At 71.3% G+C, this 22,557-nt stretch carries 20 protein-coding genes; 6 read left to right on the top strand and 14 right to left on the bottom strand.

Annotated features, from left to right (window positions below; genetic code table 11):
* Window positions 1-93: 93 nt before the first annotated feature.
* Window positions 94-492: a winged helix-turn-helix transcriptional regulator gene (locus IEZ07_RS09815; RefSeq protein WP_191894451.1), complete on the bottom strand. Its 399-nt coding sequence runs from the start codon at window positions 490-492 to the stop codon at window positions 94-96.
* 108 nt (window positions 493-600) lie between these two features.
* On the opposite strand from IEZ07_RS09815, the gene IEZ07_RS09820 reads away from it, so the two are divergent.
* Window positions 601-1,536: an NADP-dependent oxidoreductase gene (locus IEZ07_RS09820; protein ID WP_191894452.1), complete on the top strand. Its 936-nt coding sequence runs from the start codon at window positions 601-603 to the stop codon at window positions 1,534-1,536.
* An 85-nt stretch (window positions 1,537-1,621) separates the two neighbouring features.
* On the opposite strand, the gene IEZ07_RS09825 is transcribed toward IEZ07_RS09820, so the two are convergent.
* Window positions 1,622-2,860, bottom strand: coding sequence for a DUF5685 family protein (locus IEZ07_RS09825; RefSeq protein ID WP_191894651.1), 1,239 nt, complete (start codon window positions 2,858-2,860; stop codon window positions 1,622-1,624).
* 342 nt (window positions 2,861-3,202) lie between these two features.
* On the opposite strand from IEZ07_RS09825, the gene IEZ07_RS09830 reads away from it, so the two are divergent.
* A complete protein-coding gene (locus tag IEZ07_RS09830) occupies window positions 3,203-3,982 on the top strand; it encodes a metallophosphoesterase (protein ID WP_191894453.1) in 780 nt (259 codons plus the stop codon).
* 116 nt (window positions 3,983-4,098) lie between these two features.
* On the opposite strand, the gene IEZ07_RS09835 is transcribed toward IEZ07_RS09830, so the two are convergent.
* Window positions 4,099-6,642, bottom strand: a complete 2,544-nt coding sequence (locus IEZ07_RS09835; protein WP_239319962.1) for a replicative DNA helicase — start codon at window positions 6,640-6,642, stop codon at window positions 4,099-4,101.
* 421 nt (window positions 6,643-7,063) lie between these two features.
* Here IEZ07_RS09835 and IEZ07_RS09840 point away from each other — a divergent pair, with 421 nt between their 5' ends.
* Complete coding sequence (locus IEZ07_RS09840) at window positions 7,064-8,386, top strand: MATE family efflux transporter (RefSeq protein ID WP_191894455.1); 1,323 nt, start codon at window positions 7,064-7,066, stop codon at window positions 8,384-8,386.
* Between the two features lie 230 nt (window positions 8,387-8,616).
* A complete protein-coding gene (locus IEZ07_RS09845) occupies window positions 8,617-10,146 on the top strand; it encodes an APC family permease (protein WP_068900359.1) in 1,530 nt (509 codons plus the stop codon).
* 150 nt (window positions 10,147-10,296) lie between these two features.
* On the opposite strand, the gene IEZ07_RS09850 is transcribed toward IEZ07_RS09845, so the two are convergent.
* The 7 genes from IEZ07_RS09850 to rpsF form a co-directional block, all read right to left on the bottom strand.
* A complete protein-coding gene (locus IEZ07_RS09850) occupies window positions 10,297-11,040 on the bottom strand; it encodes an amino acid ABC transporter ATP-binding protein (protein ID WP_191894456.1) in 744 nt (247 codons plus the stop codon).
* The gene (locus tag IEZ07_RS09855; protein ID WP_191894457.1) at window positions 11,037-11,882 is read right to left on the bottom strand and encodes an amino acid ABC transporter permease; all 846 of its coding nucleotides are present in this window, start codon (window positions 11,880-11,882) and stop codon (window positions 11,037-11,039) included. Before IEZ07_RS09855 ends, IEZ07_RS09850 begins: the two co-directional genes overlap by 4 nt.
* A 199-nt stretch (window positions 11,883-12,081) precedes the next feature.
* Window positions 12,082-12,960, bottom strand: a complete 879-nt coding sequence (locus IEZ07_RS09860) for an ABC transporter substrate-binding protein (RefSeq protein WP_191894458.1) — start codon at window positions 12,958-12,960, stop codon at window positions 12,082-12,084.
* Window positions 12,961-13,242: 282 nt separating this feature from the next.
* Complete coding sequence (rplI, locus tag IEZ07_RS09865; protein ID WP_191894459.1) at window positions 13,243-13,689, bottom strand: 50S ribosomal protein L9; 447 nt, start codon at window positions 13,687-13,689, stop codon at window positions 13,243-13,245.
* A 14-nt stretch (window positions 13,690-13,703) separates the two neighbouring features.
* Window positions 13,704-13,940, bottom strand: a complete 237-nt coding sequence (gene rpsR, locus IEZ07_RS09870) for a 30S ribosomal protein S18 (RefSeq protein ID WP_012895699.1) — start codon at window positions 13,938-13,940, stop codon at window positions 13,704-13,706.
* A gap of 110 nt (window positions 13,941-14,050) precedes the next feature.
* Window positions 14,051-14,626, bottom strand: coding sequence for a single-stranded DNA-binding protein (locus IEZ07_RS09875; RefSeq protein WP_191894460.1), 576 nt, complete (start codon window positions 14,624-14,626; stop codon window positions 14,051-14,053).
* Window positions 14,627-14,704: 78 nt separating this feature from the next.
* Window positions 14,705-14,995 (bottom strand): 30S ribosomal protein S6, encoded by a 291-nt coding sequence (gene rpsF, locus IEZ07_RS09880; RefSeq protein WP_068900348.1) that lies wholly within the window; start codon window positions 14,993-14,995, stop codon window positions 14,705-14,707.
* A 225-nt stretch (window positions 14,996-15,220) separates the two neighbouring features.
* Here rpsF and IEZ07_RS09885 point away from each other — a divergent pair, with 225 nt between their 5' ends.
* A complete protein-coding gene (locus tag IEZ07_RS09885) occupies window positions 15,221-15,541 on the top strand; it encodes a hypothetical protein (protein WP_068900346.1) in 321 nt (106 codons plus the stop codon).
* A gap of 178 nt (window positions 15,542-15,719) precedes the next feature.
* Here IEZ07_RS09885 and IEZ07_RS09890 read toward each other — a convergent pair whose 3' ends face one another.
* Complete coding sequence (locus IEZ07_RS09890; RefSeq protein ID WP_068900344.1) at window positions 15,720-15,908, bottom strand: hypothetical protein; 189 nt, start codon at window positions 15,906-15,908, stop codon at window positions 15,720-15,722.
* 134 nt (window positions 15,909-16,042) lie between these two features.
* Here IEZ07_RS09890 and IEZ07_RS09895 point away from each other — a divergent pair, with 134 nt between their 5' ends.
* The gene (locus tag IEZ07_RS09895) at window positions 16,043-16,801 is read left to right on the top strand and encodes a deoxyribonuclease IV (RefSeq protein WP_191894461.1); all 759 of its coding nucleotides are present in this window, start codon (window positions 16,043-16,045) and stop codon (window positions 16,799-16,801) included.
* Window positions 16,802-16,879: 78 nt separating this feature from the next.
* Here the strand turns inward: IEZ07_RS09895 and IEZ07_RS09900 are convergent, their stop codons facing one another.
* Genes IEZ07_RS09900 through IEZ07_RS09910 form a run of 3 tightly spaced genes read right to left on the bottom strand, consistent with a single transcriptional unit; the run spans window position 16,880 to window position 22,094 of the window.
* Entirely contained in the window at window positions 16,880-18,157 is a 1,278-nt protein-coding gene (locus IEZ07_RS09900; protein ID WP_239319937.1) for a mannosyltransferase family protein, read from the bottom strand.
* Window positions 18,158-18,204: 47 nt separating this feature from the next.
* Window positions 18,205-19,530 carry a glycosyltransferase family 87 protein gene (locus IEZ07_RS09905; protein ID WP_191894462.1) on the bottom strand — a complete coding sequence of 442 codons (1,326 nt, stop codon included), beginning with the start codon at window positions 19,528-19,530 and terminating at the stop codon, window positions 18,205-18,207.
* Window positions 19,530-22,094: a transglycosylase domain-containing protein gene (locus tag IEZ07_RS09910; protein WP_191894463.1), complete on the bottom strand. Its 2,565-nt coding sequence runs from the start codon at window positions 22,092-22,094 to the stop codon at window positions 19,530-19,532. Before IEZ07_RS09910 ends, IEZ07_RS09905 begins: the two co-directional genes overlap by 1 nt.
* Between the last annotated feature and the right edge of the window lie 463 nt (window positions 22,095-22,557).

Raw genomic sequence — 22,557 nt, forward strand, 5'->3', positions numbered from 1 at the left:
CACGCGGACGGCCGGACCATCCGATAACGCGCCCGCCCGGTCACGCGCGGACGGCCGGACTGCCCGGTCACGCGCGAGGGTCGGACTGCCCGGTCACGCGCGGGCGTCGTAGTCCGCGCGGGCCTCGTGGACCTGCTCGATGTGCGACTCGGCCCAGGACTTGATGGCGCGCATCAGCGGCTGCAGGTCCCGGCCGAGGCCGGTGAGCTCGTAGTCGACGCGGACGGGGACGGCCGGGGTCACCGTACGGGTGACCAGGCCGTCGCGCTCCATGGAGCGCAGGGTCTGGGTGAGCATCTTCTGGCTGACCCCGGCCACTATCCGGGACAGGTCGCTGTAGCGCTTCGGACCGTCGGCGAGGGCGTTCAGCAGCAGGCTGACCCACTTGTCGCTGATCGTGTCGAGCAGCTGCCTGGCCGGGCAGGCGGCGAGGTAGGCGTCGTACGCGGCGCGGGCGTCCTGCCGCCGCTGTTCGATCGTTCTGGTGGCCATGGCGCTCCTCCCCGTGCGGTACGCACTTCGAAGTGCGTACTTCCCGAGAGAGAGTAGCACTCCGTAAGTTTGTCGCATCCTCGCCGGAACACGATTCAGGAGACAGAGATGCGCGCTGTGGTGATCCGCTCGTTCGGCGGCCCGGAGGTCCTGGAGACGGTCGACGTCCCGGTCCCCGCGGCCGGACCCGGCCAGGTCCGGATCAGGGTCGAGGCCGCCGGGGTCAACCCGGTCGACGCCGCCACCAGGACGGGGATGCTCGTCGAGTTCGGGCTGACGACCGCCCGCGAGGTGCAGGGCGTCGGCTGGGACGTGGCCGGGGTGGTCGACGAGGTCGGCCCGGGGGTGGAGGCGTTCACACCGGGCGACCGGGTGATCGGAGTCTCCGACCGGCTCGACGTCCCCCACGCCGGATACGCCGAGCAGATCGTCCTCGACGCCGACGCGGTGGCCCCGGCTCCGCGGAACGCCACCCCGGCCGAGGCCGCGACGATCCCGCTGAACGGCCTGACCGCCGCCCAGGCCCTGGACCTCGCCGGCCTGCAGGAGGGGCAGACGCTGCTGGTGACCGGCGCCGCCGGAGCCGTGGGCGGCTACGCCGTCGAGCTCGCCGCGGCCCGCGGGCTGCGGGTGGTCGCGGTGGCGGGCGCGGCGGACGAGGAGACGGTCAGGAAGCTCGGCGCCGAGTTCTTCGTCCCCCGCGGCGCCGACCTGAGCGCCTCCGTGCGGGCGCTCGTCCCCGGCGGGGCGCACGGCGCGATCGACGCGGCCGTGGTCGGCCTGCCCGCGCTGGACGCGGTGCGCGGCGGCGGCTCGTTCGTGGCCGTGATCGGCGGCGCCGCGCCCCTCCCGCTGCGCGGCATCCGGGTGGCCAACGTCTGGGTCCGTGCGGACGGCGCCCGCCTGGCCGAGTTGGTCCGGCTCGTGGACGGGGGCCGCCTGACCCCGCGGGTGGCGGGCACCCTCCCGCTCGCCGAGGCCGCGACCGCCCATCAGCGGCTGGCCGAGGGGGGCTTCCGCGGCCGCCTGGTCCTGCTGCCCTGAGAACCGGCCCCACCCTCGGGCGGGCTCCGGCGGGGTCTCGGCTCCCGGCCCCGCCGCCGCACCACCGCCGCACCGCAAGGGAGGTTCAGCAGTCGCAGCCGCAGCCGTCGCAGCAGCACGAGCAGCCGTCGCAGCATCCCGAACACGCGTTGCAGCACTGCCCGCAGGCGTCGCAGCCGCCGCAGTCGAGGCGCTCGCCGCAGGACTTGTACCGGTCCTCGTCCCACGGCGGACGGTAGAGCCCGCACGAGCAGGCCATGAAACTGAGCGCGAAGCAGAGCCGGGGCCCGCAGCCGGGTTCCGGCTGCAACCTCGGGTCGCGCGGCGGAGCCGTCCCGGGGCCGCCCTTCCGCCGTGACCCCGCCGGAGCGTCCCCGCCCTGTGTCTCCCGTGACCCCGCCGGAGCGTCCCCGCCCGGTGCCCGCCGGGTCTCCGCGGCCTCCCGGACGCAGGCGTCACCGGCCGCCGGGGAGCCCTGCGCGAAGACCCGGTCCACCGAGCGGCGGGCCTCCTTCACCAGCAGCGCCTCGACCAGGCCCCGCTCCTCCAGGTCCAGGTCGGCCACCGCCAGCCGCAGGCCCAGCAGCGCGTCGTCACAGAGCCGCCGGGCCTCGGCGAGGTCGGTCCCGGTGGCGAGCAGCGGGTTGTAGGCGCCCGCCGCCCGGTCCTCCTCCAGGTCCTCCACCGCGTCCACCAGGTGGGCGAGCCGCCCGAAGCAGCGTCCCGCCTCGGCCAGCGGGACGGCGTTGTGCGGCTTGCCGGCCAGCTCCGCCGTGTGCGCGAACGCGGCGGCGACCGCGTCCTCGGTCGGGGCGGTCAGCGCGAGCAGGGCGAGTCCCGGCTCGGCCTCCAGCCGGGCCTGCCGGGCCACCGCGTCCACCAGCACCCCCGCGTCGAACCCGACGGCGGTGGCCGTCCGGGTCCCGGCTGCCTCCCAGCGCGCGGCCACCCGGCCCGCCGCGGCGGCGACCGGGCGCCGGGCGTACATCCCGTCGCCGTCGGCGATGTGGTCCCTGACCTTGCCCGACGCCAGGATCAGCGAGGTCGCCGCCGCCAGCCGCACTCCCTCGGCCTGAGCGCCGACCACCTCGGCGCCGGAGAATCCGCGCAGCGCGCACGGGGCGGCCCGGCGGCGCGGGGAGAGCGCCGGGGACTGGGCCTCGGCCAGGACCGAGACGAGCAGCCCGTCGTAGTTGGTCACCAGCCGCGCCGCATGCCCGTGCTCGTCGCGCAGCGCCAGGCAGAGCCCGCACAGGTGCGCCATCCACGACGCGAACAGTCCCCGGCACATTCCGTGACGACATGGCCGAACGATCCCGAACATCCCCACCCCGCAGTCGTTGAGCAGCTGGCGCAAACCCTGCCACAAGTGACTTAAGGATGACTTGAAACCTCATATGCTCCGGCCTGCGTCTTCCCGCCGGACGCCTTCGAACCGGTCCCCTCCACCCGCTGGACGTCCTTGAGCCGGGCTCTCCACCGGCCGGACACCCCGGAGCCGGCCCCGCCACCCGCCGCGGGACCGGCGCTCCGCCCCCTACCGGACGCCCCGAGGCCGGCACCCCTCGCCTGCCACCCGCCGCGGGACCGGTGGTCCACTCCCTTGCGGCGAAGCGGGGACGATGTGGCCCGCCCGCCGTACCGGACTCCGTGCCAGGCTCCTGGCATGCTGACACTGGCGCACCTGAGCGACACCCACATCGACGACGACCCGCGCAGCGCCGACCGGACCCGGGCCGTCATGCGGCACCTGGAGAGCCTTCCCGGGCCGCTGGACGCCGTCCTGGTGACCGGCGACATCGCCGACCACGGAGCGGTGGAGGAGTACGAGACCGCGCGCGGCCTGCTGGCCTCCCGCTTCCCCACGGCCGTGTGCCCGGGCAACCACGACGACCGTACGGCCTTCCGCAAGGTCCTCCTCAGTGAGGAGAGTGGCGGGGCCGGGAACGGAGCCGACGGCGGGAACGGAGGCGGGGCCCGTCCGGTCAACCGGGTCCTGCGGCTCGACGGCCTCACCGTCGCCCTGTGCGACTCCAGCGTCCCCGGGCGGCCGGAGGGGTTCCTGGAGGACGAGACGATCGCCTGGCTGGACGCCGTGCTCACCGGGTCGCCCGGCACCCCCGCCCTCATCGGCATGCACCACCCGGCCGCCGCGCTGGGCATCCCCTACGTGGACGGGATCGGGCTGCGCTCCCCCGAAAGGCTGGAGGAGGTGCTCCGCCGGCACCCCCAGGTCGTCGCCGTGCTCGCCGGGCACGCCCACACCCCGGCGAGCACCGTGTTCGCGGGCCTGCCCCTGCTGGTCGCCCCCGGTGTGGTCAGCACCGCCCTGACCCCGGCGGAGACCGCCGAGCGGATCCCGGTCGACCGGGGCCTGCCGCCCCAGTTCGCCCTGCACGTCTTCGACGGCCGCCGCCTCACCACCCACGTCCGCACGGTGATCTGACCCCGTACGGCAGGCCGCCGCGCACCGCCGGAAGCACCCCGGACGGCGGCGGCCGGCGTCCGCCGGAGAGAGGACGGCTCCACCGGCGGGCGTCCGGACCGGAGTCCTGGCACGTCCTAGTGAGGCGCCATGTCGACGAAGCGGCTGTAGTGGCCCTGGAAGGCCACGGTGACCGTGGCGGTCGGGCCGTTACGGTGCTTGGCCACGATCAGGTCGGCCTCACCCGCCCGGGGGGATTCGCGCTCGTACGCGTCCTCCCGATGGAGGAGGATGACCATGTCCGCGTCCTGCTCGATGGAGTTGTGGACGCTTATGCCATTCGCCACGAAATTATGAGTTCCCAGAACAGTCGCATCGTATACGGGCTGCTCCCCTTGGCTCTCTATGGAAGCGATCTCGTCCCAGAAAACGTCATTGGTGGCCAGCATCTCCAACTGCGCGTCATCCAGGATCGTAGCCACTCTTCCGAGTGGCTCGCGGCTGGGCGCGTGCTTCCAGAGCGTACTTCCGCAGAATTTGGTACCGAGTTCCGCTGAGAATTCCCGGTGCGTCACCCCTTTCTCTGCCAGCACCGACCGGACCTTTTCCCAGACCTCACGAGGCACGGTGTCGAGGTTCGTGTTGCCCTTCATCTCACGCAAGGCCGCGCTACAGCGTTCAGCCTGCACCGATCGTTCGCCGTGCACGCCGATCTCGTCGAGGAAGCGGAGTTGGTTCTCCGCACCATAGATGAGCAGTTGATATCCGGGGCGGTAATTCCCTTCTCGGATCTCCTTCACCCGGGTCATCACGTTGAAACGGAGCAGCAATCGGGCCACGTCATCGATCAGGCGCCGACTCGTCGAGGCGTAGTAGATCCGGGCCTGACCGGCCTTCTCATCCCACCAGACACAGCCATCGGTCGCCCACAGATGCCGCAGGAAGAGAGCGATCTGCGACTTGGCCAACGAGAAGACCGGTTCAGGGACATACTTCTCGTGACTTCTCCGATCGAAGAGTCCCAGTGAGTCCATCCAGGCGGCGATCGGATTCCGTTTGCCGTGGGTCAGGCGGTACGGCGCCGGCAGTCGCAAGGTGGTGACCCTCGCCGCCTCATATTCGTCCCGGACCACTGTGATGCCGAAATGCCCGGCCGCATGAGCCACCGCTGCGAGGCAGGCTTCGTCCTTGCTGGCGTAACGGACGGGCTGCCTCTTCAGGCAGGATCCGTCACCGATCATGTGTGCCAGCAGGATGACTTCGTTCTCCGGCCATGCCTCGATCTGCTCAGGCGCCGGCACATGGCGTGGCACCGCCAGCCGTACTCCCGGGTGGAGCTCTCCCAGCGGACGCCAACCGCCATAGGTCATGAAGGGGTGATTCGCGGTCGCGCTGATCTCCCTGCCGGACTTCAGCCTCAGGCGGAAGACCTCCTTGACCCCGCTCGGAAACACGTGGGTCATGGTTTGCGGAATGAGCCGCAACCGCTCGTCAAGCGACCATACCGGAATGTCCCGCTCACCGCTTTCAAGAAGCTCACCCAGGGATGTCTCAGCCCCGGTGTCGGCACGGAGAATCCGGGTATCGGCCGTAAGGCAACCTGATTCACGAAGGTCGCTGACCATGGGCCTCTTGTCCGTCCGCTGCTCCGGACCGCGGTTCAGCTGCGAGATCGCGATGACCGGGACCTCCAGCTCCTTCGCGAGCAGCTTGATCGCACGGGAGATCTCCGAGACCTCGTTCTGCCGGCTCTCGGTCTTCTTCGGCGAGGACATCAGCTGGAGGTAGTCGATGACGACGAAGCGCAGGTCGTGCCGTTGCTTCAGCCGGCGGCACTTGGCCCGGATCTCCATCATCGACATGTTGGGCGAGTCGTCGATGTAGAGCGGGGCCTCGGCCACCTCGCCCATCCGCCGCGCCAGCCTGGCCCAGTCCTCGTCCGTCATCGAGCCCGACCGCATGGAGTGCAGGGCCACCCGCGCCTCGGCCGAGAGCAGACGCATCGTGATCTCGTTTCTGGACATTTCCAGCGAGAACACGACAGTGGTCATACCGTGCTTGATAGCGGCAGATCTTGCGAAATCCAGTCCCAAAGTCGACTTGCCGATGGCAGGTCGGGCGGCCACGACGATCATCTGACCGGGGTGGAGGCCGTTGGTGAGGGCGTCGAGGTCCTGGAAGCCGGTGGGGACGCCGACCATCTGGCCGCTCCGGCCGCCGATGGCCTCCAGCTCGTCGAGCGCGCCGGGCATGATGTCGGCCAGCGGCGCGTAGTCCTCGGAGGTGCGGCGCTCGGTGACCTTGTAGATCTCGGCCTGGGCGCGGTCGACGAGGTCGTCGACCTCCTCGTCCTGCCCGCCGTACCCGAAGGAGACGATGCGGGTGCCGGCCTCGATGAGGCGGCGGAGGATGGCCTGCTCACGGACGATCCGCGCGTAGTAGCCCGCGTTCGCGGCGGTGGGCACGACGGCGGTGAGCGTGTGGAGGTAGGCTCCGCCGCCGACCCGGGCGACCTCGCCGCGCTTCTGCAGCTCGTCGAAGACCGTGACGGCGTCAGCCGGGTCGCCCCGGCCGTAGAGGGCGGTGATGATGTCGTAGATGAGCTGGTGGGCCGGACGGTAGAAGTCGTCGGACCGCAGGATCTCGACGACGTCGGCGATGGCGTCCTTGGACAGGAGCATGCCGCCCAGCACGGACTGCTCGGCCTCGATGTTGTTCGGCGGCGTGCGCTCGAATCCCGGCTCGAAGACCGGTGGATCTGCGATGCTCACCGCGCACCCCCTCTTTCCTGGCGGTCGCGCCACCCCTAGTTTTAGCCGACCGGTCTGACAGTCTCGCCGCTCCGCGGACCGGGCGGCAACGCGACCTGTCGACAGACCTGTGGATAACGTGTGCAGTTCTCCCCCAGGGGTGTGGGCACCCTGGGGACAATCCTGTGGATAACTGTTTTCCACAGAATGGAAGACCGCCCTGAGCTGGGAAGACTTAATCCACCGCCTGTGGAGGAAAGAAAGTTGTGACAGCGCGCCCGGACCGGGCGGCCGCCGCCACCGGCTTCCGCCCGTACGGGATCCTGTCGGAGGTAAGAGGCACAATTAACACGTGCCTCTTACCCTCCACGCGGACGACCGGCGGATCCTCCGGCTGGCCGTCCCCGCCTTCGGCGCGCTGGTCGCCGAGCCGCTGTTCCTGCTCACCGACACCGTCATCGTCGGGCGCCTGCCCGCGCCCGCGCTCGGCGCGCTGGGCGTCGCGGGCACCGTGCTGAGCGCCGTGGTGGGCCTGTGCGTCTTCCTGGCGTACGGCACGACGGCGTCGGTGGCCCGCCAGCTGGGCGCGGGAGACCTGCGGCGGGCGCTCCGGCAGGGGGTGGACGGCCTCTGGCTCGCCGCCGGGGTCGGGGTGGCGGTCGTCGCGGTGGTGTGGCCGCTCGCGCCGTACCTCGTCCACCTGCTCGGCGCGGAGGGGGAGCTCGCCCGGCAGGCGGTGACCTATCTGCGGATCAGCCTGCTCGGCGTGCCGTCGATGCTGCTGGTGCTGGCCGGCACCGGCGTGCTGCGCGGCATGCAGGACACCGCGACGCCGCTGCTGGTCTCCGTCGGGTCCTTCGCGCTCAACGCGGTGCTCAACGGCGTGTTCGTCCTGGTCCTGGACTGGGGCCTGGCCGGGTCGGCCTGGGGCACCGTGACGGCTCAGACCGTGGCCGCCGCGGTCTACCTGGCCATGATGTTCGGCCGTCACCGGGCGCCGTTCCGGCCCGACCTCTCCGGGATCAGGGCGGCGGGATCGGCCGGGGTCGCGCTGGTCGTCCGCACGCTCTGCCTGCAGGCGGTGCTGGTCATCGCGACGGCGGTGGCCACCCGGATGGGGGACGAGCGGCTGGAGGCCCACACGATCGTCTTCCGGGTCTGGATCCTGCTGGCCTTCGCCCTGGACGCGATCGCCATCGCCGGGCAGGCCATCACCGGTCACACCCTGGGCGCCGGGGACGTGGCGGGGACCCGGGCCGCGACCCGGAGGATGGTGGCGTGGGGTGTCGGCTCCGGGGTCGTGCTGGGCCTGTCCGTACTCGCGGCCGCGCCGCTCATGCCCGTGCTGTTCGACACCGGGCCGGCGGTGACCGGGGAACTGCTCCCCCTGCTCTGGGTGGTCGCGCTCCTGCAGCCGGTCGCCGGGGTCGTCTTCGTGCTGGACGGCGTGCTGATCGGGGCCGGCGACCAGACCTATCTGGCCTGGGCGGGGCTGTGGACGACGCTGGCCTATCTGCCCGCCGCGCTGCTGGTCGTCGTCTCCGGCGGGGGCCTGGTCGCGCTCTGGGCGGCGCTCGGGCTGTGGATGGCGGCCCGCCTGGTGACGCTGGGTCTGCGCGCACGCGGCGACGGCTGGCTGGTGACGGGAGCGGGGTCCGGCCCGGGCCGTGCGTGACCCCTCCCTTCGGGTACGGCCCGGCGCGAGCCGCACCCGACCGGCGCGGAGCCCGGAGCGGCCGGTACGGCCCGGCGCGATCCGCGCGTCCCTGGAGCACGCGGGTTGGCCGATGTGTGATCGGGAGGTGTCCACCACGTGATCGCCCGCCTCTTGTACCGGGTGACCCCCTGCGGCACTGTGAACAAGTCCGGCAACAAGGACGTTGCTCCGAACTGATTGGTCGCCCCGTGCCCGAGGACCGCTCCCCTTCGATCACCCGCCGCCTCCCGCCGAGCGAAGCCGTGGACCGCTGGACCGGCGCACGCCACGGCCTGGCCAAGACCTACGGGCAGGCCGACCTCATCGTGCTCGGCATCGGTGTCATGATCGGCTCGGGCATCTTCAGCCTCGCCGGCCGGCAGGCGGCCACCATGGCCGGACCGGGCGTGGTCCTCTCCTTCATGATCGCCGGTATCACGAGCCTGCTCGTGGCCTTCTGCATCGCGGAGCTGTCGTCCGCCATGCCGGCCTCCGGCAGCGCCTACACCTTCACCTACGTCATCTTCGGCGAGGTCTGGGCCTGGATCGTCGGCTGGGCCCTGGTGATGGAACTGCTCCTGGCCGCGGCGGTGGTGGCCCGCGTCTGGTCGCTCTACGCCGCCCAGATGCTGGCCGACCTCGGCGTGCCCATCCCCGGGCCGCTCTCCGGGGTCATCGGCCAGGCCGAGGGCTTCGACCTGTTCACCCTCTTCATCCTGGTGCTGCTGACCGGGGTGGTGGCGCTCGGCGCCCGGATCGGCCTGCGCGCCCTGTGGATCATCGTGATCGCCAAGCTGCTGGCCGTCGGAGCGGTGATCGTGGTCGGCGCGGCCCACTTCGACCAGCGCAACCTGGCCGCCATCCCGGTGCCGTCCGCGCCGGTCGAGACGGCTGCGGACACCCTGCACTCCCCGCTCCTCGGCATGGTCTTCGGCCAGACGACCGCGTTCGGCTGGTTCGGCATCTTCGCCGCCTCGGCCACCATCACCTTCGCCTACATCGGCTTCGACGTCGTGGCCACGGCCGCCGAGGAGGCCGAGGACGCCCCCCGGTCCATCCCCCGGGGCATCATCCGCAGCCTGGTGGCGACCACGGTGATCTACATCGCGGTCGCGGTGGTCATGGTCGGCATGACCTCCTACGACAGGATCGACCCGGGTGCCCCGCTCGCCAGCGCCTTCCGCCGTACGGGCAACGGCTTCATGGTCCACGTCATCAACATCGGCGCGGTGCTCGGCCTCACCACGGTCGTCCTGGTGCTGCTGGTGGGCCTGACCCGGGTGATCTTCTCCATGGCCCGCGACGGGCTGTTCCCCCGGCCGCTCGCCAAGATCAACCGTGCCTACCACAGCCCGACCAGGGCCACCCTGGTCATCGGCGGGGTGGCGATCCTGCTCGCCGAGTTCGTGCCGGTGCTCACGCTGGAGCCGCTGGTCGTGATCGGCACCCTGTGTGTGTTCGTCGCGGCGGCGGCCGGCGTGATGCGGATGCGCCGGACGATGCCCGATCTGCCCCGGGGCTTCCGCACCCCGCTCTCGCCGTACGTGCCCGTCGCGTCGATCCTCGCGAGCCTCTGGCTGATGGTGAACCTCCAGGTCGTCACCTGGCTGTACTTCGCCGCCTGGATGGCCTTCGGCGTGCTGGTCTACCTGCTGTACGGCAGGCGCAACAGCGTGCTGGCCGGAGGCCGGCCGCCCGCCGACCCCGCCTTCGAGTCCCGCGGGCGGCACCGCCGCTGACCGCGCCGGGCCGGCTCCCGCGGGCGGCGCCTCCGCCGACCGCGCCGGGCCGGCTCGCGCGGCGCAGGAGCCCGACCGGTCCGGTCCGCCGGGAGGAGCTCACAGGCGGCAGGAGCTCACAGGCGGCGGGAAATCACAAGCGGCGGGAACTCATAGGCGGCGGGCGTCGAGCACCGTCCGCAGGAACTCCCGGGTCCGGGGTTCCCGGGGATCGGTGAAGATCTGCTCGGGGGTGCCGCGCTCCAGCAGCACCCCGTCGTCGAGGAAGCAGACGGTGTCCGCGATCTCCCGGCAGAAGCCCATCTCGTGGGTGGTCAGGATCATCGTCATCCCGCCCGCCTTGAGCTCTCTGATGATCTCCAGGACCTCCGCGACCAGCGCCGGGTCCAGCGCTGAGGTGACCTCGTCGAGCAACATCAGGCGGGGCCGGGTGGCCAGCGCCCGGATGACGGCCACCCGCTGCTGCTGGCCGCCGGAGAGCCGGTCGGGGTAGGCGCCCGCCTTGTCCGCCAGGCCGAACCTGTCCAGCAGGTCCCGGGCCTCCTCTTCGGCCCGGGCCCGACCGACCCCGTGCACCCGGCGGGGGGCCAGCGTGATGTTGTCCAGCACGGTCATGTGCGGGAACAGGTTGAAGGCCTGGAACACGATGCCCACGCTCTTGCGCACCTCGTCGGCGTCGGTCCTGACGTCGGTGATGTCGGCGCCGTCGAGGCGGATCACACCGTCGTCGACGGTCTCCAGCAGGTTCACGCAGCGCAGCAGCGTGGACTTGCCCGAGCCCGAGGCCCCGATCAGGCAGACCACCTCGTGCGCCTCGACGGACAGGTCGATCCCGCGCAGCACGCTGTGACCGTGGTAGTTCTTCCAGACGCCCTCGATGGTCAGCAGGCTCATGCTCCGCGCCGCCTCTGCGAACGGGCCGCCAGGTGGTCGGTGAGGCGGGCCATGGGGATGGTGAGCGCGATGAACAGCAGCGCCGCCACCAGGGTGGGGGTGTAGTTGAACGTGCTCGCGGCGTAGATCTGCGCCTGGCGCAGCGCCTCGACCACACCGATCGTCGAGACCAGGGCGGTGTCCTTCTGCAGCGAGACGAAGTCGTTGAGCAGCGGCGGGACGACCCGGCGCCAGGCCTGCGGCAGCACCACGTGGCGCATCGTCTGGCCGTGGCTCAACCCCAGGGACCGCGCGGCGGCCCGCTGGCTCGGATGGACCGAGTCGATGCCCGCCCGGAACACCTCGGCGACGTACGCACCGTAGGAGAGGGTGAGGGCGACGACCCCGAGGGTGATCTCGTCCGTGGGCGCGCCCTGCAGCCCGAGCGCCGGGATGCCGAACCCGACCAGCAGGATCACCAGGATGGTCGGCACTCCGCGGAACACGTCGGTGTAGGCCACCGCCAGGGCGCGGAGCGGGAAGAAGGCCGGAGCCCGCAGGTTCCGCGCCAGGGCGACGAACAGGCCGAGGACCAGGATGATCGGCTCGGCGATCAGGAAGATCTGGACGTTCGTCCAGAACCCGGCGAGCACGTCCGGCCACGCCCTGGCGAAGGCCTCGGCGTCGAAGAAGGTCTCCCGGACCCGCGGCCAGCCCGGCGAGCCGGTGACCACCGCCGCCAGCACGCCGAGGAAGGCGATCGTGGAGACCGTGGCGACCGTGCCCGACCGGACCGCCCGGTTCCGGCGGACCCTCTCCCGCTGGACCTGCCGCTCGCTCTTGACCCAGGTGCGCTCGCTCATGCGCCCGGCCGGATCGAGGCGGAAACGCCGTACCGGACCAGGGCGGAAACGCCGCGCCAGACCCCCGTGGAAACCCCGCGCCGGACCGGGGCGGGAACGCCGCACCGCGAATCCGTTCGGGCGGTGAGGACGGTCCGCGCAGTGAGGACGGTCCGCGCAGTGAGGACGGTCCGGGCGGGCCCGTAGGCCCCTCGACGGGTCACTTCAGCTCCGGGGCGCCCGCGGCCGAGCCGAGCCAGGTGCTCTCGATCTTCTCCAGTTCGCCGGAGGACGAGAGCTCCCCGATGGCCTCGTCGATGCAGGAGACCAGCGCGCTGCCCTTCTCGAAGACCAGGCCGAACTGCTCGGGGGCGCCGCCGGCGGCGTCGAACTGGCCGACGATCGCGGAGTCCTCCACCTGAGCGGCGGTGACGTAGAACGCCGTCGGCAGGTCCACCACGATCGCGTCCACCTGCTTGTTCTTCAGCGCGTTCACCGCGTCGACCTGCTGGCTGTAGACCTTGGGGTCGGTGGTGGGCCGGATGACGTCCTTGACCGCCTGAAGGCTGGTGGTGCCGACCTGCACTCCGATCCGGGCCTCCTTCAGCGACGCCAGATCCTTCGCGGAGGCGAACTTCGAGCCCTCGACCGCGACGACGGCCTGCTTGACGGTGTAGTAGCCCTTGCTGAAGTCGACGACCTTGGCCCGGTCGGGGGTGATGGAGACCTGGTTGACGTCGAAGTCGAACTTCTTGGCGCCGGGCGCGAACGCGGCGTCGAACGGCACCGTCTCCCAGACGACCTCGCCGGGGGCGAAGCCGAGCTTTCCGGCGATCGCGTAGGCCACGGCACTCTCGAAGCCCTCGCCGTTCGACGGGTCGTCGTTCTTGAACCAGGGCTCGTAGGCGGGCTTGTCGGTGCCGACGGTCAGCTTGCCCGGCGTCTTCAGCGCGAGCGCGTCCTTGGCGCAGGCGTCCGCGGCCGGGGAGCCGGCGGGAGCGGAGGTGCTCGCCTGGCCCGCCGTGTCCGAGACCGGCGCGCAGGCCACCGCGGTCACTGCGAGGGCACCGAGCGCGAGCAGCGTAGAGGGACGGACCATGACAAACCTCCGGGGAGAGCGATGACCTCCGAATTCTACGTACGGCCGCCGACCAGGGGAGAAACGGCCTCCCCCGCACCCGGTGCACGGACCCGGCATCCGGATCCGGACGCCCGCCGGGACGCACCGGTCATTCGCCGAAGGCACCGCACCCACCGGACGCCCACCGGAGGCACCGGTCGTTCACCGGACGCCCGTCGGGAGTGCCGGCCGCGCACGCGGCACACGAGAAGAGGGCCCCTCCCCGGAAGACCGGGGAGGGGCCCTCGTTCACGCCTGCGGTCAGGCCGCGACGACCTCGATGTCGAGGGCCGCGGAGACCTCCGGGTGCAGCTTGACGTTGACCCGGTGGGAGCCGAGGCTCTTGATCCCCGAGGGGATCTCGATGCGGCGGCGGTCCAGCTCGGGGCCGCCGGCGGCCTTGACGGCCTCGGCGATGTCGCCCGTGGTGACGGAGCCGAAGAGGCGGCCGGACTCGCCGGCCTTGGTCTTCAGGGTCACCTTCAGGGACTTGAGCCGGCCCGCGACCTCCTGGGCGGTGCCCAGGTCACGGATCTCGCGGGCGTCACGCGCCTTCTTGATCGAGGTGATCTGCTTCTCGCCGCCGCGCGTCCACAGGATCGCGAAGCCGCGGGGGAGCAGGTAGTTACGGCCGTAGCCGTTCTTGACCTCGACGATGTCGCCGGGGGCACCGAGGCCGGTGACCTCACTGGTGAGAATGAGCTTCATTGGTCCGGACCTCCTTAGCGCGCGGTGCTCATGTACGGCAGGAGCGCCATCTCACGAGCGTTCTTGATAGCGGTCGCCACGTCACGCTGGTGCTGGGTGCAGTTGCCCGTCACCCGGCGGGCACGGATCTTGCCGCGGTCGGAGATGAACTTCCGAAGCAGCGCCGTGTCCTTGTAGTCGACGTAGGAGATCTTGTCGTGGCAGAACAGGCAAACCTTCTTCTTCGGCTTGCGCAGTGCCGGCTTGGCCATCGTGGTGCTCCTTTCAGAGCCCCGCCGTCAGGCGGGAATGGTCGCTGCGGATACTGGGACTGGGTGGGCGCGATCGCGGCGGCCGGGAGGGCCACCGCGGACCGTCCCCTTTAGAAAGGCGGTTCGTCGCTGAAGTCGCCGCCGCCGAAGCCGCCGCCACCCTGCTGGGGGCCGCCGCCGAAGCCGCCGCCGCCCTGCTGGCCGCCGCCTCCGTAGTTGTTCCCGCCGCCGAAGCCGCCGCCCTGCTGGGGGGCGGGTGCGGCGGAGGCCCACGGGTCACCGGCCGGGCCGCCGCCGAAGCCGCCGCCACCGCCCTGACGGGCGGTCTTGTTGACCTTCGCGGTGGCGTTGCGCAGAGACGGGCCGACCTCGTCGACCTCGACCTCGTAGACCGTGCGCTTCTCGCCTTCCTTGGTCTCGTAGGTCCTCTGGCGCAGCCGCCCCTGGACGATGACCCGCATGCCGCGCTGGAGGCTCTCGGCGACGTTCTCCGCCGCCTGCCGCCAGATGTTGCAGGTCAGAAAGAGACCTTCGCCGTCTTTCCACTCGTTGGTCTGCTTGTCCAGGAACCTCGGAGTGGACGCGATGCGGAACCGGGCCACCGCTTGCCCCGCGGGGGTGAAGCGCAGCTCCGGGTCGTCGACGAGGTTGCCGACGATGGTGATCTGAGTGTCGCCTGCTGCCATGGCTAGCGTCTGCCCTTCCTGCGGCCTCGGCTGGTTATCGGCTCAGAGTACGGCTGCCGCCCGACAAAAAAGCCGGGGTCAGTGCACGTCCGGGCGGAGAACCTTGGTGCGGAGGATGCCCTCGTTGAGGTTCATCTGCCGGTCGAGCTCCTTGACCGTGGCGGGCTCCGCGGTCATGTCGATGACGGCGTAGATGCCCTCGGGCTTCTTGGCGATGTCGTAGGACAGCCGACGACGGCCCCACACGTCGACCTTCTCCACGGTGCCGCCGTCGTTGCGGACCACCGTGAGGAACTGGTCGAGGGAAGGGGCCACCGTGCGCTCATCGAGCGAAGGGTCGAGGATGACCATCATCTCGTAACGACGCATGCTGACTTCCAACCTCCTCTGGACTCTTGCGGTCACGACACCGTGCCGTGACAGGAGGACGCTGACGTCTTCGTCCCGGGCACCCATTTCGGCGTCCGGCACGGGGAGGGCGGCTCACAGCACACGCCCCCATACAACGCAGCCGAGCCAGCCTACCAGCCTGTCAAGGGTTGGGCGGACGTTCCTCGGGAACCCCCGTACCAGGGGGAAAGGGGTGATTTATTCATGTCGCAAGCGACTCGTCCCACCCGCAGACGGGCACCGAGGTTCGCCAGGCTCCCGCTCGGCGGCGACGGCGAGCCCCATCCGCTGGAGAACGGCCTGAGCCTCGCCACGTTCGCGGTCGGACTGCTGGCCTTCGTGTGCGGGATCTTCACCGCCGCGCACGTGGCCGCGTCCTGGCTGGGCCTGATCGGCTTCTGGGGAGGCTTCTACTCGCAGTACGTCTCGGCCACGACGCCGGAGCGGGCGCTCAACATCGTCGGCATCGTGGCCTCGTTCGTGGGAGTGGCCCTGGGCATCTACCACGGCGGTTTCATCCCGTGACGCCGCGCGGGGGCCGCCGCGCCGCACGCGTACGGCGCGGCGGCCGGCACGGGACCGCCCCGCCGTACGCGGCCGGTGCGGCGACCGGCACGGGGCCGGACCGCGGCGCCGTACGGCGCCCGGAGCGGCGTCCCCGGACGGTCGCGGCCGCGGCGCCGTGCGGCGGCCGGCCGGGCGGCTACCCGCCCAGGTGCAGGTCCACGCCGAGCAGGACGAGGAACCAGAGCAGGACCGCGAGCAGCGCCTCGGCGATGTCCCTCAGCAGCGCCGGGGTGATGTACTCGTGGACCCAGGCGACGTAGAGGCCGATCAGGATGTAGATGAGGCCGACGAGGCTGATGCCGCGGCGGTAGCGGTAGGGGGACATTCTCGACTCCTCGGGCCGGGCCGCCGGGGGGAGGGCGGCGGGGGACGCATCCTCGCGGCTTCCCCCGGAGGGCCCGGCGAAACGGCCGGTTCCGCAGCCCTGGCCCGGCGGTGAGGAACGGCTAGGCTCGGCGCATGCCACGCATCGGAGCCCACGTCGACTCGGACGACCCCCTCGCCTGCGCCAGGGCGCGCGGCGCCGAGGTCGCGCAGTTCTTCCTCGGCGACCCGCAGGGCTGGAAGGGCCCGGTCGTCGGTGAGCGGACCCGCGAGATCGCCGGATCCGACGTGGACGTCTACGTCCACGCGCCCTATGTGATCAACGTGGCCACCGCCAACAACCGGGTCCGCATCCCCAGCCGCAAGCTGCTGGCCGCGCACCTGGCCGCCGCGGCCGAGCTGGGCGCCAAGGGCCTGGTCGTGCACGGCGGGCACGTGGGAGCGGGCGACGACCCGGCCAAGGGCTTCGAGAACTGGCGCAAGGTGTTCGAGCGCTTGGAGGAGCGTCCCGTGCCGGTGCTCATCGAGAACACCGCGGGCGGCGGCAACGCGATGGCCCGGAAGCTGGAGCGGATCGCCCGGCTGTGGGACGCGCTGGACGGCTTCGACGTGGGCTTCTGCCTGGACACCTGCCACGCGCACGCGGCGGGCGAGGAGCTGTCCGAGGTGGTCGACCGGGTCATGGCGATCACCGGCCGGATCGACCTGGTCCACTGCAACGACTCGCGCGACGCCTTCGGCTCCGGCGCCGACCGGCACGCGAACCTCGGCGCGGGCACCATCGACCCCGGGCTCATCCTCGACGTGTGCCGCCGGGCGGACGCGCCGATCGTGCTGGAGACCCCGGCTGCCGGCCAGGCCGAGGACATCGCCTTCCTCAGGGAGAACCTCTGATCCGCATCCACGGCGAGTTGTCCCCAGCCTGTGGATAACTTCCCTGGATTACTTTCCCCCGGAAAGGGGTAAGAGTGGTCATCCCACCCAGGCGCCCTCCATGAAGCTCATCGTGTGGAAGACCGCCAGCGGACCCAGCACCAGCGCGTAGCCGGCGATGACCCCCGTCCGCCGGCGCGGGCCGGTGGAGGCCCGGGCGACGAGCAGGAAGAGCGGCCACCACAGCAGCGCCGAACGCGGGATCGACAGATAGTAGGCCGAGCAGATCAGCGCCCCCACCTGCAGCCCCACGTAGACGAACTCGCTCCACCGGCGCAGCACGAGCAGGACCACCACGAGCGCGACCCCGACGGCCGCCCCGGCGAGCTCCATCCGGAACGCCCAGGCGAACTGCCCGTCGCCCATGGCCGAGTCCCACGTCGCCGACAGCGACTCCCAGGGCCAGACCATCGTCCGGCCCCACCCGGCCTCCTGGGCGGTCTTCCACGCCATCCAGTCGCCGGTGCGCCCGTACTGGTAGGCGGAGTAGGCGGCCAGCGGCAGGAACGGCACCACCAGCCAGGGCGCTTCTCGCAGCGGCCGGCGCTGCACGGCGAACTCGACGATCAGGGCGAGCGCCAGGAACAGGCCGGTGATGCGCACGCAGGACGCCCCGGCGGCGAGCAGTACGGCCAGCGGCCAGCGGCCCCGCCGGGCGGCCAGCCAGGCGGGGATCGCGAAGGCCAGGAACAGCGACTCGCTGTAGCCCGCGAACAGGAACACCGACATCGGCCAGAGCAGCAGCGCCAGCACCGCCCGCCACCCCGCGCCGGGCGGCCCCTCGAACTCGGCGAGCCTGGCCAGCGCGACCACCGCGACGGCGCCGGCCACGAAGGAGATCAGCAGCCCGGCGAGCCACCAGTCACCCGTGATCAGGCTCACCGCGCGCAGCGCCAGCGGCATGCCCGGGAAGAAGGCGGGCAGCCCTTCGTCCGGCTCTCGCGACGGGTCGCCGCCGTAACCGTGCTCGGCGACGACGGCGAGCAGGCCGGCGTCCCAGTGCTTCCAGCGCTCCGGGAACGGCGCAACGGTCCCTCCTTCTGCCGACAGGGCCTGGGCGGACGCGGCGGCGAGGACGACGATCCCCAGGCGGGAGGCGACCCAGAGCGCCAGCGCCTCCGCTCCGACGGTCCGCGGGGTCCGTGCGGGCCGCCGGGCGGTCTCGTCCCCGGCGGCCCGCACGGCACCGGCGGTCCCGGCGGCCTCGTCCCCGGACCCGGCGGCCCCCTTCACGGCACCGCCGGTCCCGCCAGTCCCGCCGGTCCGGGCGACCTCGTCGGTCTCGTCGGTCTCGTCGGTCTCGTCGGTCTCGTCCACGGGCCTCCCCGGCCTCCTTCGCGGTGTCGGCGCTGTGCGCTGCTGCGTCAGGTGAGGGCGACCCGGAACCGGTCGGGGGCGCCGTCGAAGACGCCGCCCGAGACGTCGTCGCTCCCGTCCCGCCGGACCGCGTCCCCGTCCGGCCGGAGGACGTCCCGCACCACGAAGGCCATCATGATCAGGATGGTGATCGCGCGTCCCCAGACGGCGGTGAAGTAGGTGTCACCGGCGATGCCCAGGTGCTCGTTGCCCTCCTGGATCCCGACGAGGTACAGCCAGATCGCGAAGAAGTACCAGCACTCGGCGGCCATCCAGAGCGCGATCGGCTTCCAGTTGGGACGGGCCAGCACCGCGAAGGGGATCAGCCACAGGACGTACTGCGGCGACCAGACCTTGTTGGTGAGCATGAAGGCGGCCAGGGTGAGGAAGCAGAGCTGCATCAGCCGGGGCCGTTCCCGGGCGGTCAGCGTCAGCACCGCGATGGCCGCGCAGAACGCGACGAGCGACAGCACGCCCAGGGTGTCGAGCCGGTCGGCGTCGCCGACGATCGGCCACTGCTTCTGGTTGAAGAAGTACCAGAGCGAGCCCCAGTCGGCCGGCCGCTCCTCGCTGAAGACGTAGAACCGCTTCCAGCCGTCGAACGCGAAGAGCATCACCGGGACGTTGACGGCCAGCCAGGCGCCCGCCGTACCGGCGGCCGTCTGCAGGAACGGCTTCCACCGGCCCGTCCGCCAGGCCAGCAGGAAGAGCGGGCCGAGGAACATCAGCGGGTAGAACTTCGTGGCGATGGCCAGGCCCAGCAGGACGCCCGCGAGCCACTGCCGCCGCTTGGCCCAGGCGAGCAGCGCGCCGAGCGCGAGGGCGTTGGCCGCCAGGTCCCAGTTGATGTACGCGGTGAGGATCAGGGCGGGCGCCAGGGCGTACCAGAGCGCGTCCCAGCGGCGGGCCGGACCGGCCAGCGCGGCCATCAGCAGCACGCCGACGACCAGGCAGATCGCCATCAGGATCACGGTCAGGTCGTAGAACACCGTCCCGGCCGCCGTGGTGTTCGCGTCGCCGGGGATGATCCGGCGGAAGAACTCCATGATGGCCCCGATGCCCACGGGGTACTCCACCGGGAAGTCGACGTAGGGGACCATGCCCTCGTTGAGCTTCTCGTTCCACCACAGCGGATAGATGTCGGTGTAGCAGAAGTTCGTGAACTGGAGCGTGCCGTGGTTCCAGGCCCCGCCGAAGCGGCACGGCCACTTCCACACGTAGGCCAGGACCGCCCCCAGCCCCGCGAACAGGGCCAGGGGCAGGTACGGCACCGCCCGAACGCCGAAGTCCGTCAGCGACTCCGGCAGCGGGTCCTCCGTCGTCCGGACGCCCATCAGGACCGCCGACCGCTCGGTGACGGCGTCGGCGTCGGCTTGGGCGTGACCGCCGGCGGGGTGCCGCCGACGTTCGTGTTGAAGCCGCCGTCACCGCCGTCACCGCCGTCACCGCCGTCACCGTCACCGATGCCGCCGTCGCCGATGTCCGGGGGGCCGCCGTCGGCCCCGGTCTCGCACGCCCAGTCACCCGGCGCGCACCGCGTCCCGTCGGGCGTCTCCGGCATGCCGTCGCCCGTCCAGCCGTCGCCGTCGCCGTCCATGGTGGGCGTCGGGGTGGGCGAGGGCTTCGGGGTGGCCAGGTTGTTCACGTCACCGGCCCCGGCCTTCGGCGGGAACTGCTTGACCTCGTCCTTGGCGGTCACGGCGGCCATGTAGTCGTGCCAGATCTGGGTGGGGGTGCCGCCGCCGCCGATGAAGGAGGGCATCGGTTCCTCGTCCCAGTAGATCGTCTTGCCGTCGTACTTCTCGGGGTTGGCGACCTGGCCGAACTTGTTGACCTTGATCCGCTTGCGCCCCGGCTCACCGCGCGGCCTGTCGTAGGGCACGTCCTTGGACATGCCGACCGCGGTGACGAGCTGCGGGGTGAAACCGACGAACCAGGCGTCCTTGTACTCGTTGTTGGTGCCGGTCTTGCCGGCCACCGGCCGCACGCCCAGGTTCGCGGCGCCGCCGGTGCCGCCCTTGACCACGGCCTGCATGGCGAAGGTCGCGTCCGCCGCCGCCTCGGGGCTGATCACCTGCTGGGGCATCTTCTGCTCCGCCGCCAGTACGGTCCCGTCCGGGCCCTTCACCTCCTTGACGGTGTGCCACTTCACGTGCTTGCCCTCGTTGGCGAAGATCGAGTAGCCGGCGGCCTGCTCGACCGCGGTGACCGCGGCGCTGCCGATGGTCAAGGCGTACTTGTGGTTGTCCAGCGACCAGTCGACCGAGTTCTTCCCGCCGTAGGACGGGTGCGTCTTCGCCCGCTCGCCGACGCCCGCCGCCTTGGCGACCTCGGCCACCTTCTCCAGGGTGACCTTCTCGCCCATCTGGACGAAGACCGTGTTCACCGAGCTGGCCATGGCCTTGACCATGTTGATCGGGCCGAAGTTCTGCTTGCCCGAGTTGCTGATCGGCTTGGTCTCGGGCATCTCGATGGTGCTCTTGCCGTCGACGTAGCTGTCCAGGGAGAAGCCCGCCTCCAGCCAGGCGGCGAGCACGTACGGCTTGAACGCCGAGGCGGCCTGCTTGAGGGAGTCGAACGCGCGGTTGTTGAAGTCCTGGGTGTAGTCGTCACCGCTGTAGAAGGCGAGCACCCGGCCGTTCCTGGGGTCCACCGAGGCCACCGAGGCGTGGATGGTGGGGTCGAGCCCCTTCGTCCTGGCGTTCACCGTGTCCCTGGCCTTGATCATCATGTCCTTGTCGAAGGTCGTGACGATCCGGAGTCCGCCGGTCTCCAGCCGCTCCTCGTCGATGCCGCGTGCCTTGAGCTCGCGGCGCACGATGTCGAGCATGTAGCCCTTGAGGCCCTTGTTGACCTCGGCGTGCTTGATCTCCTCGAACTTCAGCTTCTTGAACGGCACGTTGGTGTACTTGCCGTACGCCCCCGGGTTCATCAGGTTCATGCCGCTGAGCGCGTACTCGTAGCGCTCCTTGGTCGCGGCGAAGTTGCCGCTCTGCTCCAGGGTGTCGAACCGGCTCGGGTTCTGGATGCGGCCCGCGAGGTAGGCCGCCTCGGGCACGCTCAGCTCCCAGACGTGCTTGCCGAAGAACGCCTTCGCGGCGGCCTCGATGCCGTTGGCTCCGCGGCCGAAGTAGATGGTGTTGAGGTACCGGGTGAGGATCTCCTCCTTGCTCAGCTCCTTGTTGACCTTGACCGCGACGAAGATCTCGGTGATCTTCCGCTTGGGGGAGATGTCCTTGCTGATGCCCTCGTAGTAACCGCGGACGTACTGCTGGGTGATGGTCGAGGCGCCCTGGACCTGGGTGCCGCTGACGGTGCTCCAGACCGCCCGGGCCATGCCGGTGAAGTCGATGCCGCTGTCCTCGCGGAAGCTGCGGTTCTCCACGGCGATCACCGCGTCCTGGACATGCCGGGGGATCTGCTTGTACTCCACCGGGGTGCGCTTGACACCGATCGTGGCGATCCGGGTCTTGCCGTCCCGGTAGTAGATGACGCTGCCCCGGTCGTTCACGTCGTCCTTGGGCAGCTTGGGGATGGGGGTGTTGGCGTAGGCGACGGCGATCATGCCGAAGACGCCCGCGGTGAGGATCGTGAAGCCCGCGAGCACGATCTTCCAGCTCGGGATGAAGCGCTTCCAGCCCTTGCGGCCCGGCTCGTCCTCCGCCGAGGGATCCTCGGGCCCGCCCGGCCCGCCCGGCCCGCCCGGTCCGCCCGGCCCGCCCGGTCCGCCCGGTCCGCCGGGGCCGCGTCCGCCCCGGCCCCGCCTGCCCCGCCCGCCGCCGTCACCCGGCGGGCGGCCGCCTCCGGCCCCGGCGGCCTGCGCCGCCATCATGGACTGGGTGTCCTCGAAGGCCGCCTCGGGACGGCGGCCCCGCGGATCGGTGTCCTGCCGGCGCACGCCGCCCGGGCCGCCCGGTCCGCCCGGAACATGGCCCTGCCTCGGGTCGGGGCCCGCCGGGGGACGGGGGTCCGGGCCGCGACCCTGCGGAGCCGTGCCGTACCGGGGATCGGCTCCCCGGCCCTGCGCGGGCGCGCCGTACCTCGGGTCGGGGCCCTGTCCCTGCGGCTGTCCCTGCGGCTGTCCCTGCGACCCCCCCTGCGGCGCGTACGGCTGCGACTGGGGCAGACCCCGGTTCGGGTCGCCGGTTTGGGACGGCGGGCCCGGGGGGACGGTACGGGGAGCGGCGGCTCCCGGGTTCGAGCGACGGCGCCGCCCCTGACGAGCCGATCCGTCCGGGCGCTGTTGAGGCCCGCTCGGCTCCGGGTCATGGCTGCTGCTGTAACTCAACGCGTCCTCGTTCGGTCATCGGGGTCTACGACGGCGTGCAGGCGCGGGTGAGATTACCTCTTAGGCAGGGGGC

This window comes from Planomonospora parontospora (genome assembly GCA_014647935.1).
Lineage (GTDB): Bacteria > Actinomycetota > Actinomycetes > Streptosporangiales > Streptosporangiaceae > Planomonospora > Planomonospora parontospora.

What these genes read in the sequence shown, in the direction of transcription:
- IEZ07_RS09815 (WP_191894451.1), bottom strand. Translation starts at nt 492, where the DNA reads ATGGCCACCAGAACGATCGAACAGCGGCGGCAGGACGCCCGCGCCGCG.
- IEZ07_RS09820 (WP_191894452.1), top strand. Translation starts at nt 601, where the DNA reads ATGCGCGCTGTGGTGATCCGCTCGTTCGGCGGCCCGGAGGTCCTGGAG.
- IEZ07_RS09825 (WP_191894651.1), bottom strand. Translation starts at nt 2,860, where the DNA reads ATGTTCGGGATCGTTCGGCCATGTCGTCACGGAATGTGCCGGGGACTG.
- IEZ07_RS09830 (WP_191894453.1), top strand. Translation starts at nt 3,203, where the DNA reads ATGCTGACACTGGCGCACCTGAGCGACACCCACATCGACGACGACCCG.
- IEZ07_RS09835 (WP_239319962.1), bottom strand. Translation starts at nt 6,642, where the DNA reads ATGCTCCTGTCCAAGGACGCCATCGCCGACGTCGTCGAGATCCTGCGG.
- IEZ07_RS09850 (WP_191894456.1), bottom strand. Translation starts at nt 11,040, where the DNA reads ATGAGCCTGCTGACCATCGAGGGCGTCTGGAAGAACTACCACGGTCAC.
- IEZ07_RS09855 (WP_191894457.1), bottom strand. Translation starts at nt 11,882, where the DNA reads ATGAGCGAGCGCACCTGGGTCAAGAGCGAGCGGCAGGTCCAGCGGGAG.
- IEZ07_RS09860 (WP_191894458.1), bottom strand. Translation starts at nt 12,960, where the DNA reads ATGGTCCGTCCCTCTACGCTGCTCGCGCTCGGTGCCCTCGCAGTGACC.
- rplI (WP_191894459.1), bottom strand. Translation starts at nt 13,689, where the DNA reads ATGAAGCTCATTCTCACCAGTGAGGTCACCGGCCTCGGTGCCCCCGGC.
- rpsR (WP_012895699.1), bottom strand. Translation starts at nt 13,940, where the DNA reads ATGGCCAAGCCGGCACTGCGCAAGCCGAAGAAGAAGGTTTGCCTGTTC.
- IEZ07_RS09875 (WP_191894460.1), bottom strand. Translation starts at nt 14,626, where the DNA reads ATGGCAGCAGGCGACACTCAGATCACCATCGTCGGCAACCTCGTCGAC.
- rpsF (WP_068900348.1), bottom strand. Translation starts at nt 14,995, where the DNA reads ATGCGTCGTTACGAGATGATGGTCATCCTCGACCCTTCGCTCGATGAG.
- IEZ07_RS09885 (WP_068900346.1), top strand. Translation starts at nt 15,221, where the DNA reads ATGTCGCAAGCGACTCGTCCCACCCGCAGACGGGCACCGAGGTTCGCC.
- IEZ07_RS09890 (WP_068900344.1), bottom strand. Translation starts at nt 15,908, where the DNA reads ATGTCCCCCTACCGCTACCGCCGCGGCATCAGCCTCGTCGGCCTCATC.
- IEZ07_RS09895 (WP_191894461.1), top strand. Translation starts at nt 16,043, where the DNA reads ATGCCACGCATCGGAGCCCACGTCGACTCGGACGACCCCCTCGCCTGC.
- IEZ07_RS09905 (WP_191894462.1), bottom strand. Translation starts at nt 19,530, where the DNA reads ATGGGCGTCCGGACGACGGAGGACCCGCTGCCGGAGTCGCTGACGGAC.